Here is a 19227-nt window from a genome sequence, read left to right as displayed (position 1 = left end):
CTCATGGCCGTCAGCGGCGCCTCGGGCACCGAAGGGCGACTCAGCGCCAGCTGCTCCACACGATACGTGACATGATTCACACCGAGTCGGTTCGAAGTGGCCCGCAGGGCCGCCGCAGACGGGCCATGGGGCCCTGGCCGCACCACGCTGTGTAGTTCCTCCGAAGCAATTGCCGCGCGACGCAAATTGCGGTGATGCCTTGGTGGCGTCGGACCTTGGCGAGGTCTCGCAGGGCTCAAGGTGACGTGAACATCACCTTGTGTTACGGGTCCGGGGTGGCTGATCGGGGCGCGAACTCGGCGTTCATCGACGTATGCGCCTTGATTGACCCCGCCGAGGCGGTGTGTGACCATCCCTCTTGGCTGACGACGGGGGAGGCCGAGTGGGTGAACCACATCTGAAAATTTCCGGCTATGTGCTGGAAGAGCTTGAGCGAATAATTGTCAAAGATGCCGCAGGACCGATTGCCGCCACTGCGGTGGATGAGATCCAAGCCGTTTTCGGGGTCGAGCTGACCGGATCGGAATTCGCTACCGCACATTCCTTGGCCGATCTCGCCATCCTGGTGCAGACGAAACTCAACAGACGCCGCGCCGCCGGAGCCGCGGACGGCGACGCGACCCGGCCCGGTCCCTCGACCGATGAGCGGGTGCCACTGTCCGGGGCCCAGCAGCGCATCTGGTTCATGCAACAGTTCTCTCCGGCCTCGATCCTCTACAACGTGCCGACCCGGCTGGAGCTGACCGGCCCGCTCGTCGTCGAGGCTCTGCACGCGGCGCTGACCGATCTGCTGGCCCGGCACGACATCCTGCGGACCTGCTACCCGGCCCGTTCGGGGGTGCCGTCGGTCGAGGTCCGGCCGGCCGAGCCGGCTGAGCTTCCGATCGTCGAGGTGTCAGCGGATGCCGACGTGGACCGGCTGGCCGAGGCGCAGGCGCGGATCCCGTTCCGGCTGGAACAGGATCTGCCGGTCCGGTTCCTGCTGCTCCGCCGTTCGCCGGAGCGGCACGTCCTGATCAGCACGTTCCAACACATCGCGGTGGACGGTCTGACGCTGGAACTGCTCGCCCGGGAACTCGGCGAGCGGTACGGCGCGCACGCTCGCTCCGGTTCGGCGCCGAGCCTGCCAGCCGCCCGGCAGTACGCGGAGTTCGCCCGTGCCGATGCGGCGGCGGCCACCTCGGCGGCCCGGCGGCGGGCCGTCGCCGAACGCGCGGCGGAGCTGAGCGGGATGCCGTTTCCGCTGGACTTGCCGACCGATTTCCCGCGGCCGCGGTTTCCCGGATACCAGGGCGACGCGGTCACCGTCACGGTCGACGAGGCGCTGGCGGCAGGGGTTCGGCAACTGGCCCGGCAGCAACGGGTGACGCCGTTCGCGGTGCTGCTCGCGAGCCTCTCGGTGGTGCTGCGGCGGGCCACCGGCCGTACCGAGGTCGTGGTGGGGACGCCGGCCGCCGGTCGTCTCCGGCCGGAGTGGCACGACGTGGCCGGCTGCTTCATCAACATGGTGCCGGTGGCCGTCACGGTGGTGGAGGGGGCCACCGCCGCCGCAGTGATCTCCGGTGCGGCGGCGTCGGCCTGGCAGGCCCTCGAGCGGCAGGACGTTCCGTTCGAGGACCTGATTCGTACGCTCGCCCGCCGCACCGTCTCGCCGCTGACCGTCATGTTCTCGTACCAGGCCGGCGGCCGGCCGATCCGGTTCGCGGGACTGGCGGACACCACGCTCGCGGTCAGCCGGCCACCGGGCACGGCCAAGTACGACCTGAGCCTGTACGCCGTCACCTCCGGCCCGACGCTGCGGCTCGAGCTGGAGTACGACACCGGCCGGTACACCGCGGAGACGGCCGCCGCGATCCTGCGAGGTTTCCGCGCTCAGCTCGCGGCGTTCGTGGCGGACCCGGAGGCGGTCCCGGACCTCGACGGGCCAAGTGAATTCACCAGACCCGAACAGGTGGAGCTTTGTTGACGCGACTGGAGCCGGGTCCACAGGCCAGCATCCATCAGCTTTTTACCCGCCAGGCCCACGCGCGGCCGGAAGCCGTCGCGATCACCTTCGACGGCCGGGACACGACCTACCGGGAGCTGGAGCGGCGGGCCAACGGCCTGGCCCACCGGCTTCGCCAGCTCGGCGTCGGACCGGACGTGCCGGTCGCCGTCTGTGCCGAACGGTCGGCCGAGGCGGTCGTCGCGATGCTGGGCGTGCTCAAGGCGGGCGGGGCGTACGTGCCGCTCGACCCGGAGCACCCGGCCGAACGGCTGGCCTTCATCTGCCGTGACTCGGGCGCCACCCTGCTCGTCACCGACGCGCCGGATCGGGACTTCGGGATCGCGCGGACGATCCTTTTCACCGGTGACGACGAGGCCACCGACGAGGACGGGCAGGCGCCGCCGCCGGTCGAGGTACGGCCCGATCATCTGGCGTACATCATCTACACCAGCGGCTCGACCGGCACGCCGAAGGGCGTCATGGTCGAGCACCGCAACCTGGTATCGCTGCTGGGAAGCACGAGTGCCCGGTTCGGGTTCGGCCCGGACGACGTATGGACCCTGTTCGCGTCGCTCGCCTTCGACGTCTCGGTGTGGGAGATGTGGGGCGCGCTGCTGCACGGCGCCCGGCTCGTGATCGTGCCCAACGAGGTGCGGCGCTCGCCCGCGGCCTTCCACGCGCTGCTCGCCCAAGAGGAAGCCACGGTGGTCAACCTGACACCTGCGGCGTTCCGTCAGCTGTCCCGCTACGAGGAGGACACCGCGCCGGCGCCGGTCCGTACCCTGCGCTGGCTGATCTTCGCCGGTGAGTCGCTCACCCCGGGCATGCTCGGTCCCTGGATCCGACGCCACGGTGACGAGCAGCCCGGGCTCGTCAACATGTACGGCATCACCGAGACCACCGTGCACAGCACGTGGCGGCGGATCGTCACCGCCGACCTCGCCGAGGCCGAGGCCAGCCTGATCGGCCTGCCGCTGGAGAGCTGGACGACCGTCGTCCTCGACCCGCACGGGCGGGCCGTCGTGCCGGGCGAGCCGGGCGAGCTCTACGTCGGCGGCGCCGGGGTGGCCCGCGGCTACGTGGGGCGTCCCGACCTGACCGCGGCCCGGTTCGTCACCGGGCCCGATGACACGCGGCTCTACCGCTCGGGTGACGGCTGCCTGGTGCGGCCGGACGGTGAACTGCAATACCTGGGCCGGCTCGACCACCAGGTGAAGCTGCGGGGCTACCGGATCGAGCTGGGTGAGATCGAGGCCGCGCTGTGCGCGCATCCCGCGGTGCACGAGGCCGTGGTGGTCCTCGACCCGGACGGGGCCGCCGAACCGCGGCTGGTCGCCTATCTGGTCCCGCGTGCCCCCGAAGCGCCCGCGGCGCACGACCTGCGGCTCCACCTGGGCCGCACTCTTCCCGAATACATGCTTCCGGCGGCGTACGTCGTACTGGACCGGCTGCCGCTGACCCCGAACGGCAAGGTGAACCACTCCGCCCTCCCGGCCGCCGGCGCCGCACGTCCGGAGCTGTCCACGCCGTTGGTCGCGCCGTCGTCGCCGGCGCAGCAGCGGCTCGCCGAGATCTTCGCCGAAGTGCTGGGACTGGACCAGGTGGGCCTGGACGACGACTTCTTCGAATTGGGAGGACATTCCATGCTTGCCGTACAGGTGGCCGCCTTGGCGTGCGAACGCTGGGAGATGAGCGTCTCGCTGCGGTCGATCTTCGACGCGCCGACGGTCCGGCTGCTGGCCGCGGAAGCGGACGCCGCTCCGGTTCTGGAGGCGCACGCGTGATCCCGGACAACGCGGTCGCCGTCATCGGCATGAGTGGCCGCTTCCCCGGAGCGCCGGACGTCGAGTCGTTCTGGCAGCTGATCGTCGACGGCGGTGTCGCCGCGACCCGGTTCACCCGGGACGAGCTGCTCGCCGCGGGTGTGCCCGCCGAGCAGATCAACGCCGACGGACACGTCCCGGTCGGCTATCCGCTGGACGGATGGGGTGAGTTCGACGCCTCGTTCTTCGGCTACTCGCCCGCCGAGGCGACCACGATGGACCCGCAGCACCGGCTCGCGCTGCAAACCTGCTGGCAGGCACTGGAACGGGCCGGATACCCGCCACGCGACGGTGCCGCGCCGATCGGTGTGTTCCTGAGCGCCTCCACCAGCGCCTACCTGGAGCAACGGATCCTGCCGCAGGCCGCGGGGGAGCGGGGTACCGACGAGTTGCAGCGTGTGATCGGCACCGATGCGGGGATGCTGGCGCTGCGGGTGTCGTACAAGCTGAATCTCACCGGTCCCAGCCTGACCGTGCAGACGGCCTGTTCGTCGTCGCTGGTCGCCGTGCACCTCGCGGTGCAGAGCCTGCTCACCCGCGAGTGCGACACCGCCCTCGCCGGTGGTGCGGCGATCCGGTTGCTGGACCCACGCGGCTACCAGTACGAGGAAGGTTCGATCCTGTCCCCGGACGGGATGTGCCGCCCGTTCGACGCCGCGGCCGGTGGCACGGTCTCCGGTGACGGCGTCGGTGTCGTGGTGCTCAAGCGGCTCGATGACGCGCTCGCCGACGGGGACCACATCGACGCGCTGATCATCGGCTCCGCCGTGAACAACGACGGCAACACGAAGATCGGCTTCACCGCGCCGTCCAGCTCCGGGCAGGCCGCCGCGATCGACGAGGCCCTGGCCGTCGCCGCGGTGACCCCGGCCGACGTGCAGTACGTCGAGGCGCACGGCACGGGCACCCTGCTCGGCGACCCGATCGAGGTGCGCGCGCTGACCACGGTGTTCGCCCGTACGCCGCGCCCCGAACCGTGCCTGCTCGGCAGCGTCAAGTCGAACATCGGCCACCTGGACGCCGCCGCTGGCGTCGCCGGCCTGATCAAGACCGTGCTCGCCCTGCGGCACGGCGTCGTTCCGGGCACGGCTCACTTCCGTACCGCCAGCCCGCACCTGAGTCTGGAGCCGACGCTGTTCCGGGTGGCCGGCGACAGTGTCGCGTGGCCGACCCCGCCGGCGGGCGCGCCGCGCCGCGCCGGGGTCAGCGCCTTCGGGGTCGGCGGGACCAATGCCCACGTGGTGCTCCAGGCCGCGCCGGCCCGCGCGGAGACCACCGGCGACGGTGCCGAGCGCCGGGTGCTGCCACTGTCCGGCCGTACCGCCGAGGGTGTGCTCTCCACCGCCCGCAAGCTGGCAGCCGTACTCGCCGGCCCGGACCCGGTGTCGCTCGCCGACGTGGCCTACACGCTCCAGCGGCGGCGCCGCCCGCTGACGGCCCGTACGTCCGTGGTGGCCCGGGACCGCGACGAGGCGATCCGTGCCCTGACCGCGCTCACCCCGACCGACGTGGCCGTCGTCGGCGCCGACGACGAGGACCAGCCGCCCGGTGTGATCCTGATGTTCCCGGGACAGGGCAGCCAGTTCGCCGGGATGGGCGCCGACCTCTACCGCGACGAGCCGGCGTTCCGGCAGGCGATGGACGACTGCGCCGAAGCCTTCCGCCCGCACCTGCGGTTCGACGTCCGGGACGTCGCCTTCGGCGACGACGACGAGCGGCTCCGGCAGACCGAGTACACGCAGCCCGTGGTGTTCAGCGTGGGGTACGCGATCGGCCGGCTACTGCTGGACGCCGGGATCGAGCCGACCGCGATGATCGGCCACAGCCTCGGCGAATACGTCGCGGCCTGCCTGGCCGGGGTGTTCAGCCTTCCCGACGCCGCCCGGATCGTCGCCGCCCGGGGCGCCCTGGTGCAGCAGGCCGTGCCCGGCCGGATGATCTCGGTGGCGCTCGGCCCGGACGAACTCACCTCGATGGTGCGGGGCCACGGCGTGATCGCCGCCGTGAACGGTCCCGAGCTGTGCGTACTCGCCGGCACCGACGACGAGATCGCCGCCGCCGAACGACTGCTCGCCGAACAGCACGTACCGGTCCGGCCGCTCGCGACGTCGCACGCTTTCCACACCGCTCTGATGGACCCGATCCTGGACGAGTTCGCCGCCGTCGTCGCCGGGATCTCCCGCAACGCGCCGCGACGTCCCTTCGCCTCCAACGTCACCGGTCGCCTCATCACCGCCGAGCAGGCCACGTCGGCGGACTACTGGGTCACGCATCTGCGCCAGCCGGTCCGGTTCGCGGACGGCCTGTCCGGGCTGCTCGGCGCCGCCGACGGGCCGCAGGTGCTGGTGGAGGCCGGCCCCGGGTCGGCGCTGACCGCCATGGCCCAGCTGACCGGAACGAGCGCGCCCCGGGTGCCGCTGCTTCCGCGACGCGACCGGCCGCCGTCGCCGCTGGCCGCGCTGTGGCGTGCCGGCGTGGCGATCGACTGGGCCGCGCAGGGCACCGTGGGCCGGGTGGTTCCGCTGCCCGCGGTGGAGTTCGACGGCCAGGAACACACGCTGCCGCGCCCGCAGGCCACCGCCGGACGTACGGACGAGCCGGACGAGCCGGTGCGGTGGACGTACGCGCCGGTGTGGCACCGCGGCGGGCGGGTGACCGCCGACCCGGCCGGGACCCCGCTGACCTGGCTCGTGATCGAGGACGAGGCTGGGCTCGCCCACCGGATCGGTGCGCTGCTGCGGGCCGCCGGGCACGAGGTCGAGACCGTCGCGGCGTCCGGGCTGGACGGCGTCGAGGAGTCCCGGGCACTGGTGCGGGGACTGGCCACGGCGGGCCGGCTGCCGAACCGCGTGTTGCATGCGGGGACGATCCTCGGCACGGACGGCACGGACAGTCCGTCCGACGGTTTCGACCTCGCGCAGCGACGCGGGCTGCTCGGCCTGGTCGCTCTGACGCAGGCGCTGCACGAACTGGGCGGTACGGACGGGCTCGGCATCATCGTGCTGACCGACCGGTTGCAGGATGTCGCCGGATCCGTTCCGGTACGCCCCGAGCGCGCCACCGTCCACGGCGCGGTGACGGTCCTGCCGCAGGAGTTCACCGGCCTGCACTGCCGCGGCGTCGACGTGGAACTGCCGGTACCCGGCGCCGACGAGCGGTGGTCCGGCCTGGCCACCACGCTGACCGCCGAGCTCCTCGCCGCGGTGCCCACCGACGAGCTGTTCGTCGCCTACCGCGGCGGTGTCCGGTGGCGTCGTGCGTTCGCTCCCGTCGAGCTGGCCGGCGGCGCGCCGGTGTGGCGCCCGGACGGCGGCTACCTACTGGTCGGAGTCGGCACCGAGACCGGGCTGATGATGGCCGAGGAGCTGGTCGCCCGCGGGGCCCGGGTGATCGGCGTGACCGGGCCGGTCGAACTCCCGGCGGACCAACGGGCGCGGCTCACCGCCCTGCTGGACCGGGCCGGGACGCAGCTGACGTTGCTCACCGCCGACCTGCTGGACGCCGTACAGGTCACCGCGGTGGTTCAGGAGGCGCAGGTCCGGCTGGGCCGGCTGGACGGCGTGTTCCACCTGGTCGACGATCGGGCCACCGGCATGGTCGCCATGAAGTCCGCAGCCGACGTCATGATCACCCTGGGTGCCCGGGTACGCAGCACGTTGCTGCTGGGCGCGGCACTGGACCGGGTGACCGGGGACGGCTCGTACGGCTTCCTGCTGCTCGGCTCCTCCATCACCGGTGTGGTCGGCGGATTCGGCCAGCTGGAGAACTGCGCGGTGGCCACGTTCCTGGACACCTACGCCCACACGTACAACGAGCCCGGGCGCACCGTCACCGCCCTGCACTGGGGACAGTGGCGCTGGGACGACTGGCTGGAACGGCAGGTGGCCGGCCTGCCGGAGATCCGCGCCGACTACCAGCGGCAGCGCGAGCGGTACGGCATCCCGGTCGCCGAAGGTCTGGAGCGCACCTCGGCCGCGCTGGCCGGTGGGCTGCCGTCCGTACTGGTCTCCACCTGTGACCTACGGGACGTGCTGACCGAGCAACTGCGGATGACCGCCGCCGGGTTCGCCTCGGCGATCACCGCACCGGCCGAGGCGGGCGACCCGGGCTGGAACCCAGCCCGACTGTGGCCCGACGACGAGGTGGCCCAACAGGTGGCGAGCATCTGGCGGGAGGTGCTCGGTGTCACCTTCGACGAGCCGGACACCGACTTCTACGCCCTCGGCGGCAACTCGCTCTTCGCCATTCAGGTGGTCGCGCGGCTGCGGCAGGTGTTCGGGCAGCTGCCGATGAGTGTGATCTTCGAGGCACCGTCGGTGGCCGGTCTGGCCGCGGCCATCCGTCAACAACAAGCCCACGCGCTCGCCGATGAGGAGATAGCGAGAATGCTGGACGAGGTCGAGGCCCTGTCCCCAGAGGATCTCGAGGCGCTGCTGGCAGGCGACCATGGCTGAGAATCTGTCGCCCGACGAGGCGCTCCAGCGGCGGCTGGCCACCCTGACACCGCAACAGCGTGAGGTGTTCGAGCGCCGCCGCCGCGAGCGGGAGGCCGCCGCCACGGCACCGGCCGCCCGGCAGGGCGGCGGTGCGGCCACCGCCACCGCCACCGCCCGCCGTCGGCGCCGTCCGGGCAGCACGATGGACTTCAGCGTGTTCTTCTTCTCCGGGGACGGCTCCAGCGTCGAGGAGAACCGGTACGACCTGCTGCTGGAGTGCGCGCGGATAGCGGACCGGGAAGGATTCGCCGGCATCTGGGTGCCGGAGCGGCACTTCGTCGACTTCGGTGGCCTCTACCCGAACCCGTCGGTGATCGCGGCGGCGCTGGCGGTCGCCACCGAGCGGATCCAGATCCGTGCCGGTAGCGTCGCGCTGCCGCTGCACCACCCAGCCCGGATCGCCGAGGAGTGGTCGGTCGTGGACAACCTGTCCCACGGCCGGGTGGCGATCTCGGCCGCCTCGGGATGGCACCCGGACGACTTCGTCCTCGCGCCCGGCGACGGCACGCAGGTCTACCAGGACCGGAAGAACGTGATGTTCGACCGGCTGGAGACGGTGCAGCGGCTGTGGGCCGGCGAGACCGTCGAGATGCCGGGGGTCACCGGGACGCCGACCGCGGTCCGTACCCTGCCCCGCCCGATCCAGCCCCGGCTGCCGGTGTGGGTCTCCTCGCAGGGCAGCCTGGACACGTTCGTGCAGGCCGGACGGGCCGGCGCGAACCTGCTCACCGGCCTGGTCGCGCAGCAACCGGAACAGGTCAAGGCGAAGATCGCCGCCTATCGGAAGGCACGCGCCGACGCCGGGTACGACCCGACGGCCGGCGTGGTCACCGCGATGGTGCACACCTTCCTCGGCTCGGATCTGAACGAGGTCCGCGAGATCGTCCGCCGTCCACTGATCGACTACCTCGGTACGTTCCTGCGCCAGCAGGACAGCACCGGCAGCGGGTACGGGGTGCTGTCCGAAACCGAGCGCGCGGTGATGCTGTCCGCCACCTTCGACCGGTACTTCGACCACCTGGCGCTGCTCGGCACACCAGACACCGGGGAGAGCTTCGTCGAGGACCTCATCGACCTCGACGTCGACGAGGTCGCCTGCCTCGTGGACTTCGGTGTCGCCCCCGATCTGGTGATCGAGGGACTCACCCACCTGACCGAGTTGAAGAACCGCTACCAGCAGACCCGGGGTGCCGCATGACCGACCTCACGCAACGGCTGGCCAAGCTGACACCGGCGCAGCGGGCGGTGCTCGACCGCCGGCTCCGGGCGAAGAACGCGCAGGTCGACCAGGTGCCGCCGATCACCCGCCGCGCCGACGTCGGCAGCCACGCGCTCACCGTGGACCAGGAGCGCATCTGGCTCATCCACCAGTTCGACCCGGGCGACCCGGCGTACAACATCTTCTTCGCGGCCCGGCTCAGCGGAGAGTTGGACCTCGACGCGCTGCGCCGGGCGGCCGGGGACTTCGTCGCCCGGCACGAGCCGCTGCGGACCACGTTCGTGGCGGTGGACGGGCGTCCCCGCGCGATCGTGCACGAGACCGTCCCGGTCGACGTGGTCGTGACCGACCTGCGGGAGGTGCCGGAGGCCGAGCGGGAGGCGGCGACGCGGCGACTGGCGCTCGAGGAGATCCGTACCCCGTTCGACCTGACTGTGTGCCCGCTGATGCGGCTGCGGCTGCTGCGGACCGCCGACGACGAGCACATGCTGGTCGGCACCGTCGACCACCTGATCTGGGACCGGGCCTCGCTCACGGTGTTCAACGCCGAGTTCCCGGAGCTGTACAACGCGCACGTCACGGGGCGCCCGCACACGCTGCCGCCGGTCGAGCTGCACTACGGCGACTACGCCGAGTGGCAGCCGGGCTGGCTGAGTCGGGAGGTGGCGACCAGGCACCTGCCGTACTGGAAAGAGCACCTCGCCGGGGCGGTGCCGGCCCTGGAGCTGCCCACCGACCGGCCGCGCCCGCCGGTGCAGACCTTCCACGGCGCCCGTCACCAGTTCCGGCTCACGCCCGCGCTCACGACCGCGATCCGGGCGCTGGCCCGCACCGAGAACGTGACCGTGAACGTCGCCCTGCTGGCCGCCTGGCAACTGCTGCTGCACCGGCTGTCCGGCCAGGAGGACATCGTGGTCGGCACCACCTCGTCGACCCGGGGGCGGCCGGAAACCGAGTCGATGATCGGCTACTTCCTCACCATGCTGCCGCTGCGCGTGCGGGTGCGGCCGGAGATGACGTTCCGGGAGCTGCTCTTCGAGGCCCGGACCGCCGTGCTCGGCGGCTTCGACCATCACGACGTGCCGTTCGGGGTCCTGCTCGACGCGCTCGACGTGGCACGCGACCCCAGCCGGAACCCGATCTACCAGTCGACGTTCATCTACGTCGACTTCCTGCACGAGGACCGGGTGCCGCTGCACGGGCTGAGCGGCGAGACCGTCATGCTCGACAACTTCACCGCCAAGGACGACATCACCCTCGGGTTCTTCGACGACCGTTCCCTCGGCGACGACCACTTCTACGGCCTGCTGGAATACAACACCGACCTGTTCGACCCCGAGACCGTGGAGCGGATCGGCGAGCAGGTGGTGCAGCTGCTGGAGCAGCTGGTCGCCGACCCGGGGCGTACGGTCGCCGACTACCGGCTGATGCGGGACGAACAGGTGCACCAGGTCGTGGTGGAGTGGAACGCGACCACAGTGGACCGGGACCCCACCGCCACGGTCGAGTGCCTCGTCCGGGAGCAGGCGCTGCGGACCCCCGACGCGATCGCCGTCCGGTGCGGTACCGAGCAGTGGACGTACGCGCGGCTGACCGACCGTGCGGCGGTGATCGCACGGCGGCTGCGGGCGCTCGGGGTGGGGCCCGAGGTCGTGGTCGGCGTCGGGCTGGAACGCTCGTGCGACCTCGTCGCGGCGCTTCTCGGCGTGCTCTGGTCGGGTGGCGCGTACCTGCCGCTGGACCCCTCGCACCCGCGGGATCGGCTGGCCGGCATCGTCGAGCGCTCCGACGCCCGCGTCGTGATCACCAGTGCCGAGCTCAGCGACGGTATCCCGGCGCCGGAGCTGCTCGTCCTGGACGAGCTGCCGCCGCAGGAGCCGCAGGAGGTCCCGCCCGCGCCGGGTGACGGGCGGCGGCTGGCATACGTGATGTACACCTCCGGCTCGACCGGCACGCCGAAGGGTGTGCAGATCACCCACAGCAACCTGATCAACCTGCTGTTGGACCTGAACGACCGGGTCGGTGTGCGGGCCGGTGAGGTGTTGGCCGCGGTCACCCCGGTCACCTTCGACATCGCCGGGTTCGAGCTGTTCGGACCGCTGCTGGCCGGGGCCACCGTCACGGTGGTGCGGCGGGAGGACAGCCGCGAGGGCGGCGGGCTGGCGCGGGCACTGGCGGAGTGCGGCGCCACCGTGATGCAGGCGACCCCGACCACGTGGCGGCTGCTGCTCGACGCCGGCTGGCAGAACCCCGCCGGCCTGCGGATGCTGATCGGCGGTGAGGCCCTGCCGCCCACCCTGGCCGCCGAGATGGGCGCGCTGCCCGGCCGCGCCTGGAACGTGTACGGCCCCACCGAGACCACGATCTGGTCCACCATCTGGCCCATCCCGGCAGACGGCGGCCCGGTGTCGATCGGCCGACCGCTCGCGAACACCCAGATGTACGTGCTGGACGCGGATCGCCGGCCGGTTCCGGTGGGCGTACCCGGTGATCTCTACATCGGCGGCGCCGGCGTGGCCCGGGGCTACCGCGGCGCGCCCGACCTGACCGCGCAGCGGTTCCTGCCCGACCCGTTCGGCTCGCACGGCATGCTCTACCGCACCGGCGATCGGGCCCGCTGGCAGCGCGACGGCACACTGATCTTCCTGGGCCGCGACGACAACCAGGTGAAACTGCGCGGCCACCGGATCGAACTGGGCGAGATCGAGTCGGCGCTCGAACGCCATCCCGGCGTACGGCGCGGCGTGGCGATCGTGCGTGAGGACCGGGCCGGCGACGCGCGGCTGGTCGGTTACGTCGAGCCGGCCGGCGAGGACCTGACCACCCCGCCCGAGCTGATCGCGTTCCTACGCGAGAGCCTGCCCGACTACATGATCCCCGCCGCCGTCGTCGTGCTGGACGCGCTGCCGATGACCGCCAACGGCAAACTGGATCGCAAGTCGCTGCCCGCCCCGTCGATCGACCGGGCCGCGGGCAGCTACGCCGCCCCTCGTAACCCGCTGGAGCTGCGCATCGCCCGGATCTGGGAGGACGTGCTGGACGTCCGGCCGATCGGCGTCCACGACCGGTTCTTCGACCTGGGCGGGCACTCGCTCCTGGTGCTGCGGCTGATGGCCGAGCTGGAAGCGGCGTTCGGCGTGACCCTGCCGATGGCGGCGATCTTCCAGGGTGCGACCGTCGAGCAGTTCGCCCGGATGGTGCGCGACGGCTTCCGCCCCGAGGGCGACGTACACACGATCCGGCTGCGGGCCGGAGCGGACACGGAGACGCCGATCTTCTTCGTCCACCCGGCGGGCAGCGAGGTGGTCTGCTACATGCCGTTCACCGAGCTGGTCGAGCCGGCGGAGCGGCCGCTGTACGCCCTGGCGTCGCCCGAGCCGGTCGACGGCCGGTTCCCGCACGCGACGTTCGAGGAGCGGGCGGCGGCGTTCGCCGGGTTGATCCGCGACATCCAGCCGACCGGGCCGTACGAGCTGGTGGGTTGGTGTTACGGCGGCTCGAACGCGTACGCCGTGGCAGCCGAGCTGGAACGCGTTGGTGAGACCGCGTCCGTGGTGCTGATCGACGCCCACCCGCCGGCCCCGGTGGACGTGGAGCCGGACCGCGCGGAGATCGTCGCGGCGATCGCCGCCAACCTGCGCTGGGACCACCACCAGGACGACACGGCCGTCGACGACCTGCGCGCCATGAGCGACGACGAGCACATCGACCATCTACTGCGCATCGCCCGGGCGGCGAACTACCTGCCGGCCGACAGCGGGCAGGCGCAGATGGCGTCGGTGCTGGAGATGTGGATGGCGAACCTCCGCCTGTTGTGGAGGTACGACCCGCCCCCGCTGCGCGGTCCGGTGACCGTGGTTCGGGCGGAGGCCGAGCCACCCGAGCCGTTCCGGGCTTGGGAGACGCTGGCGACGGGGCAGGTCCGCAAGTTCGAAGCGCCCGGCAACCACTACACGGTGGTGCGGTGGCCTAACGTCGCAGCGGTGGCACAGATCGTGAGCGATGCCCGTGGTCGGGCGCAGGGAGCGCAATCGTGAGGGAACTACTGCGGGACAAGGTCTACCTTCGCTACTGGCTGGCGGTGGTCATCTCCTTCCTCGGCGACGGCATCGCCAAGGTCACCGTGATCTATGTGGCGGCCGATCTGACCGACTCGCCGGCCCTGTTCATCGCCGCGATCGTCATCGCGCAGTTGCTGCCATCCGGGGTGCTCGGCGCGTTCATCGGTCCGCTGGTGGACCGGATGTCGCCCCGTGTGCTGCTGGTCGGCGCGGACGTCGCCCGCGTGGTGATCGTCCTGGCGATGATTTTCGCGGTGGACTCGGCCTGGCTGCTGTTGCTGCTGATCTTCCTGGAAGGGCTGGGCAAGGCGGTGTTCGAGACCGCCCGGATGGCCGCCATCCCCAAGGTGGTCGGCGGGCACAGCATCCCGGTCGCCATCGCCCTGTTCCAGAGCACCGTACAGGCGCTGAACCTGGCCGGACCGCTGCTCGGCGGCCTACTGATCCTGGTGGCCGGGGTCAAGTTGTCGTTCGTGGTCAACGCCGCGACCTTCGTGGTGTCGGCGCTTCTGCTGGGCAGCATCGCGGTGCTCAAGGAGGCCACCGTGGCGGCGTCCGGGCCGGGGCAGTACTGGAGCTCACTGCGTACCGGGATCACCGGCGTGCTGAGCATCGGGTCGCTGCGCCTGGTGGCATGGGCCATGGTCCCGGTGATGCTGGCTATCGGTCTGTTCACCACGAACGTGAACACGCAGCTGCTGACCGGGTTCGATCTGCCCGCGTTCGAGTTCGGTCTCGCCCAGGCGATGCTCGGCGGCGGTGCGATCATCGGGGCGTTCCTTGGGCCGGCCCTGGTCCGGCGGCTCTCGCTGACCGGATTGCTGGCCGGCGCCGTGGCCCTGTTCGGCGTGTCCCTGCTGGTGCTGTGGCCGATCGACGAACGCTGGCCGGCCAGTGGCCTGGTCCTGGTCTGCGCGTGGTGTGCGCTGGCCGGCCTGGGCATGAGCCTGGTGCAGGTGCCGGTGGCGAACATCCTGCTCCGCGACCTTCCCGAGGATCTCCGCGGGCGGGGAGTCGCCCTGCTCAACGCCCTCATGATCAATTTCTCGATCGTCGGCGTGCTGCTCGGCGGCGTGGTGGCGGACGCCATCGGCGCGGCCGCGTCGATCGTTCTCACCGGGTTCGTCCTGCTGCCGCCGACCGTGCTGCTGCTGCTCAAGTCTCGAAAGAAGAACCCCGATGCGGCGACCAGAATCGAGGTAGGAACCCCACGATGACCCCAGACACTCTGGCCACGCCTCTCGACGCGGGCCCGGGGCTGCCGGACGCGGAGCTGCTGGCGGCCTGGGCGATCGTCCGCGCCGCCACGCTCCGGCAGCAGTCCCTCACCCTCGTCCTGGACCTGCGCGGGCGGTCGGCCGACGTGGACGTCGACCTGGCCGCCACCCCGACGGCCGGTGACCTGATCGCGCACTGCGAGTCCGCGCTCACGTCGCCGCCGCCGAGCCGCCCCGGCCCGGGCGCCGACCCGATAACCCTGGCCGTCACCGGGGCCGGGGAGGCCGAACTGCGGCACCGGTCCGGTGCCGCCGACCCGGTGCAGGTCGCGCTGCTGGCCGGACTGGTGGGCCGGACCGCGCGGGAGATCAGCCGCTCGCGGCAGTGCCAAGTGTCCACATTGGATCTATTGCGTGCCGGTGACCGGCGGCAGTCCGAGCGGTGGCGGCAGGCCGCCCACCGGGACGTCGACGGCGCGGCACCCGAGCGGCACCGGGCCGTCCGCGACCAGGCGCGCCGCGACCCCACCCGGACCGCCGTGATCTGCGGGGAACAGCGGATCACCTACGGTGAGCTCGACGCCCGGGCGAACCGGCTCGCACACCTGCTCATCCACCGGGGGGTCCGCGCCGACGTACGGGTGGCCCTCTGCCTGCCCCCGGGCATCGACCTGGTGGTGAGCATGCTGGCCGTGCTCAAAGCCGGCGGCTGCTACCTGCCGATCGACCCCGGCCACCCGGTCGCCCGTATCGCGTTCGTGTTGGACGACGCCGAGGTCGCGGTCGTGCTCGGCGACGACACGACGCCCCCCGACGCGACCCTCGGCCGGCCGGTCGACCGCCTCGGCACGGACGCGACGCACCAGCTACTGGCGGCCTGGCCCGAGACGCCGCCGGCGGACCCGTCCGACGACGCCCGCCTGGGCTACGTCCTCTACACCTCCGGCTCCACCGGCGAACCCAAGGGTGTCGCGGTGCCCGAACGGGCGGTCGGCAACCTGCTGCGATCGGTCGCCCGGCAGGTGACCCTGCGACCCGGCGACACCGCCCTGGCCAGCTCGGCGCCGGTCTTCGACATCTCCACCGTCGAGATCTTCCTGCCTCTGATGAGCGGCGCCCAGGTCGTCGTCGCGACCCGGGACCAGAGCCGCAACCCGACCGAGATGGCCCGGCTCATCGACGCGTACGACGTCCGGTTCGTCCAGGCCACCCCGACCGCGTGGCGCCCGCTCACGGACGCCCTGACGGCCGGCGGCCGACGGACACGTCTCCAGGCGCTCACCGCCGGCGAGCCGCTGACGCCCGACCTGGCCACCCGGATGACCGCGGTGGCCGGGGAGGTCCTCAACGGGTACGGCCCGACGGAGACCACCATCTACTCGACGATCGCGCGGATCACCGACCCCGCCGACGTGACGATCGGGGAACCGGTCGACGGCACCACCCTCTACGTGGTCGACGCCGAGGACCGGCCGGTCCCCGCCGGCGTCCCGGGCGAGCTGCTGATCGGCGGCCGCGGCGTGGCCCGTGGCTACCTCAACCGCCCGGAGCTGACCGCGCGGCGGTTCGTTCCCGACACCTGGGGACCGGCCGTACCCGGCGAGACGGTGTACCGGACCGGCGACCTGGTGTGGTGGGCACCGGACGGCCGGCTGCGGGCCGTCGGACGCCTCGACTCCCAGGTGAAGGTCCGTGGGCACCGGATCGAACCCGGCGAGGTGGAGGCCCGGATCACCGCGCATCCGGACGTCACCGCGTGCGCGGTACGGGCACGCGAGTTCGGGCCCGACGACACCCGGCTGGTCGCGTTCCTGGTCACCGTGGCGGGCCGCTCGCTCTCCCTGGCCGACGTACGGGCCTGGTGCGCCGACGCGCTGCCGAACTACCTCATCCCGACGGTGTGCGTGCCCCTTCCCGAGTTGCCCCTGACCAGCAGCGGCAAGCTCGACGAGCGGGCACTGCCGGACGCCGGGCAGCTGCGGGCGGGCATCGCACCAGAAGCGGGCGAGGACCGGGAGCGGGACCGGGCGGAGCCGCGGACCGCGGCGGAACGGGCGGTGGCCCGGATCTGGCGGGAGGCCCTGTGGGCCGACGAGCTGGGCGTGCACGACAACTTCTTCGAGCTGGGCGGCGACTCGCTGGTGGCCACCCAGGTCACCCTGCGCCTGCAACAGGAGTTCGTGCTCGACGTGCCGATGCGCGCGATCTTCGAGAACCCGACGGTGGCCGAACTCGCCGCCACGCTGGTCCAGGCGCGTGCCGCCGGCGGATTCGGCGTGCAGGCGCCCGCCACGGCCGGGAAGGGCGCCCGATGAGCGACCGCGAGACCCTGCTGGTCGTCTACGACCGGGGCAGCCTGGCACCGACCCGGCTGGCGCAGGCCGCCGAGGCCAACGACGTCGAGCTGGTGTTCCTGGTGGGCGCGCAGACCCTGGCCGGCGGCGCGCCGGACCCGCTGGCCGAGGCGCACACCGAGCAGATGCTGCCGACACTGCGGATGCTCGGCGGCACGATCGACGCCTCCGGCACCAGCGAGGTCGAGCTGCTCTCCCTGATCGGCGCGCACCGGCCGGCCGGCATCGTGACGTTCAGCGAATTCCAGCTGGAGTCCACCGCCCGGCTCGCCGACCGGCTCGGGCTCGCCCACCACCGGCTCGCCGAGGTGCCCGTGATCACCAGGAAGGACGTACAGCGGCGCCGCTTCGCCGAGCGGGGTGTCGACGCCCTCCGGGTCGCCACGGTCACCGGCGCGGACCAGGTCGACGCGGCACTCGAACACGTCGGGCTGCCCGCCGTGGTCAAGCCGGTGCGCGGCGCCTCCAGCCGGAACACCGTCGCCGTACACACCGCCGCGCAGGCACACACGTTCGTCACCCGGGCACTGGCCGGTGACGGGCCGGGCCCCCGCGAGTCGGCCCTGATGCTGGAGGAGCTGCTCGTCGGCCGGCCGACGCCCGCACCGTGGGGCGACTACATCGCGGTGGACTGCGCGGTGTCCGCCGGTCGCGCCGAGGCGATGTTCGTGACCAGCAAGTTCGCGCTCGCCGAACCGCTGCGGGAGCGCGGCGGATACGGCGGCCGGTCCTTTGTGGAGGACAGCCTGGTCGCCGAGGTGGAGGCGCTCGCCTGTCGGGCCGTGGAGGCGGTCGGCGTCACCACCGGCATAGCCGACGTCGAGATCAAGCTGACCGCCGCCGGCCCGCGGGTGATCGAGGTTAACGGCCGCCTGGGCGCCTGGGTCGACGACCTCGCCGTGCGGTCCGGTTTCGCCGACCCGGCCGACGTCGCGGTCCGGGCCGCGCTGGGCCGCCCGTTCCACACCCGTCGGCAGCCCGCCCCGAACAGCCCGATCGCGTTCCACTACCTGCTGGTGCCGCCGGTGCACGCCCGCCGGGTACGCGGCATCCAGCAGGTGTCCGCACTGCGTCGGGTGCCGCACGTCGACCGGGTCACGGTGCTTACCGCACCGGGCGAGCCGGCCGACTGGCGGCTCGGTGCGGCCGCCAACGCGGCGGCCGTGACCGGCGTCGCCGGATCCCACGCCGAGCTGGCCGACGTGGTGGCCGATCTTGAGGAGGTTCCGTGGATCACCTACGACTGAACGGCGGCGACAACCCGGCGATCGAGCTGCCGCGGTCGCGGTGGCTGCGGCCGGACCTCCCGGCCGTACCGTCCGGACCGTTGCGCGCGGTGCTGGTCCTGCTGCCCCACGCGGGCGGTACCGCACACACGTACACGGCGTGGGCGCGCGCCCTGCCGGAGGGTGTCACCGTCCTGGCGGTCGAGTACCCGGGCCGCGGGGCGCGGATGGCCGAGCCGCCCAGCGCCGACCTGGACGCTGTGGTGGCCGACCTGACCGAGGTGCTGGTCACGGTGCAGGACGCGCTGGACGGCCGACCGCTCATCCTCGGCGGGCACAGCCTCGGCGCCCTGCTCGCCCACGAGATCGCCGGTGAGTTCCAGAGCCGTGGCCGCTCCGTACCGAGGTTGTTCCTCTCCGCGGCCGTGGCGCCGCACCGCCGGGCCGGGCTGCCGGACATGAGCGGGTGGGACGACGAGTCGTTGGCCGAGGCGCTCGGCGCCAGCGGCGACATACCGCGGGAGATCCTCGCCGACGCCGACGCCCGCGACATGTACCTGCCGATGATTCGGAACGACCTGATGCTCGCGCGCCGGTACGGCCCGGACACCCGCGCCGCCACCACGGTGGTGCGTACCCGGGCCGTGGTCGTCGGCGGCGCGGACGACCCCCGGTGCCCGGCCGGCGAACTCGCCGCCTGGGCCGACCTGATCGACGGCCCGATGCAGCTCACCGTGCTGCCCGGCGGCCACTTCTACTACCGCGACCAGCTCGTCGCGGTCGGCCGGCTCATCGACGGACTGGTGACCACGCCGCAACCCGGCACACCACGCCAGTAAAGGAG

At 72.3% G+C, this 19227-nt stretch carries 9 protein-coding genes; all 9 read left to right on the top strand.

Annotated features, from left to right (window positions below):
• Positions 1–544 precede the first annotated feature (544 nt).
• Genes AB0J33_RS22555 through AB0J33_RS22515 form a run of 9 tightly spaced genes read left to right on the top strand, consistent with a single transcriptional unit; the run spans position 545 to position 19222 of the window.
• Complete coding sequence (locus AB0J33_RS22555) at positions 545–1966, top strand: condensation domain-containing protein (protein WP_363615986.1); 1422 nt, start codon at positions 545–547, stop codon at positions 1964–1966.
• Complete coding sequence (locus AB0J33_RS22550) at positions 1963–3771, top strand: amino acid adenylation domain-containing protein (RefSeq protein ID WP_363615985.1); 1809 nt, start codon at positions 1963–1965, stop codon at positions 3769–3771. Before AB0J33_RS22555 ends, AB0J33_RS22550 begins: the two co-directional genes overlap by 4 nt.
• Complete coding sequence (locus AB0J33_RS22545; protein ID WP_363615984.1) at positions 3768–8264, top strand: beta-ketoacyl synthase N-terminal-like domain-containing protein; 4497 nt, start codon at positions 3768–3770, stop codon at positions 8262–8264. Before AB0J33_RS22550 ends, AB0J33_RS22545 begins: the two co-directional genes overlap by 4 nt.
• On the top strand, positions 8257–9504 hold the full coding sequence (locus tag AB0J33_RS22540; protein WP_363615983.1) for a MupA/Atu3671 family FMN-dependent luciferase-like monooxygenase: 1248 nt from the start codon (positions 8257–8259) through the stop codon (positions 9502–9504). Before AB0J33_RS22545 ends, AB0J33_RS22540 begins: the two co-directional genes overlap by 8 nt.
• Positions 9501–13562: an amino acid adenylation domain-containing protein gene (locus AB0J33_RS22535; RefSeq protein WP_363615982.1), complete on the top strand. Its 4062-nt coding sequence runs from the start codon at positions 9501–9503 to the stop codon at positions 13560–13562. The genes AB0J33_RS22540 and AB0J33_RS22535 overlap by 4 nt, the downstream gene beginning before the upstream one ends.
• Positions 13559–14803 carry an MFS transporter gene (locus tag AB0J33_RS22530; protein WP_363615981.1) on the top strand — a complete coding sequence of 415 codons (1245 nt, stop codon included), beginning with the start codon at positions 13559–13561 and terminating at the stop codon, positions 14801–14803. Before AB0J33_RS22535 ends, AB0J33_RS22530 begins: the two co-directional genes overlap by 4 nt.
• Entirely contained in the window at positions 14800–17118 is a 2319-nt protein-coding gene (locus AB0J33_RS22525; RefSeq protein WP_363615980.1) for a non-ribosomal peptide synthetase, read from the top strand. Before AB0J33_RS22530 ends, AB0J33_RS22525 begins: the two co-directional genes overlap by 4 nt.
• Positions 17115–18404, top strand: coding sequence for a hypothetical protein (locus AB0J33_RS22520; RefSeq protein WP_363615979.1), 1290 nt, complete (start codon positions 17115–17117; stop codon positions 18402–18404). The genes AB0J33_RS22525 and AB0J33_RS22520 overlap by 4 nt, the downstream gene beginning before the upstream one ends.
• Positions 18386–19222: an alpha/beta fold hydrolase gene (locus AB0J33_RS22515; RefSeq protein ID WP_363615978.1), complete on the top strand. Its 837-nt coding sequence runs from the start codon at positions 18386–18388 to the stop codon at positions 19220–19222. The genes AB0J33_RS22520 and AB0J33_RS22515 overlap by 19 nt, the downstream gene beginning before the upstream one ends.
• Positions 19223–19227 lie beyond the last annotated feature (5 nt).

Source organism: Micromonospora sp. NPDC049645, from assembly GCF_040675155.1.
Classification (GTDB): Bacteria; Actinomycetota; Actinomycetes; order Mycobacteriales; family Micromonosporaceae; genus Micromonospora.
The sequence above is the reverse complement of the archived record's forward strand: the minus strand, read 5'-3'. Positions and strand labels throughout refer to the sequence as shown.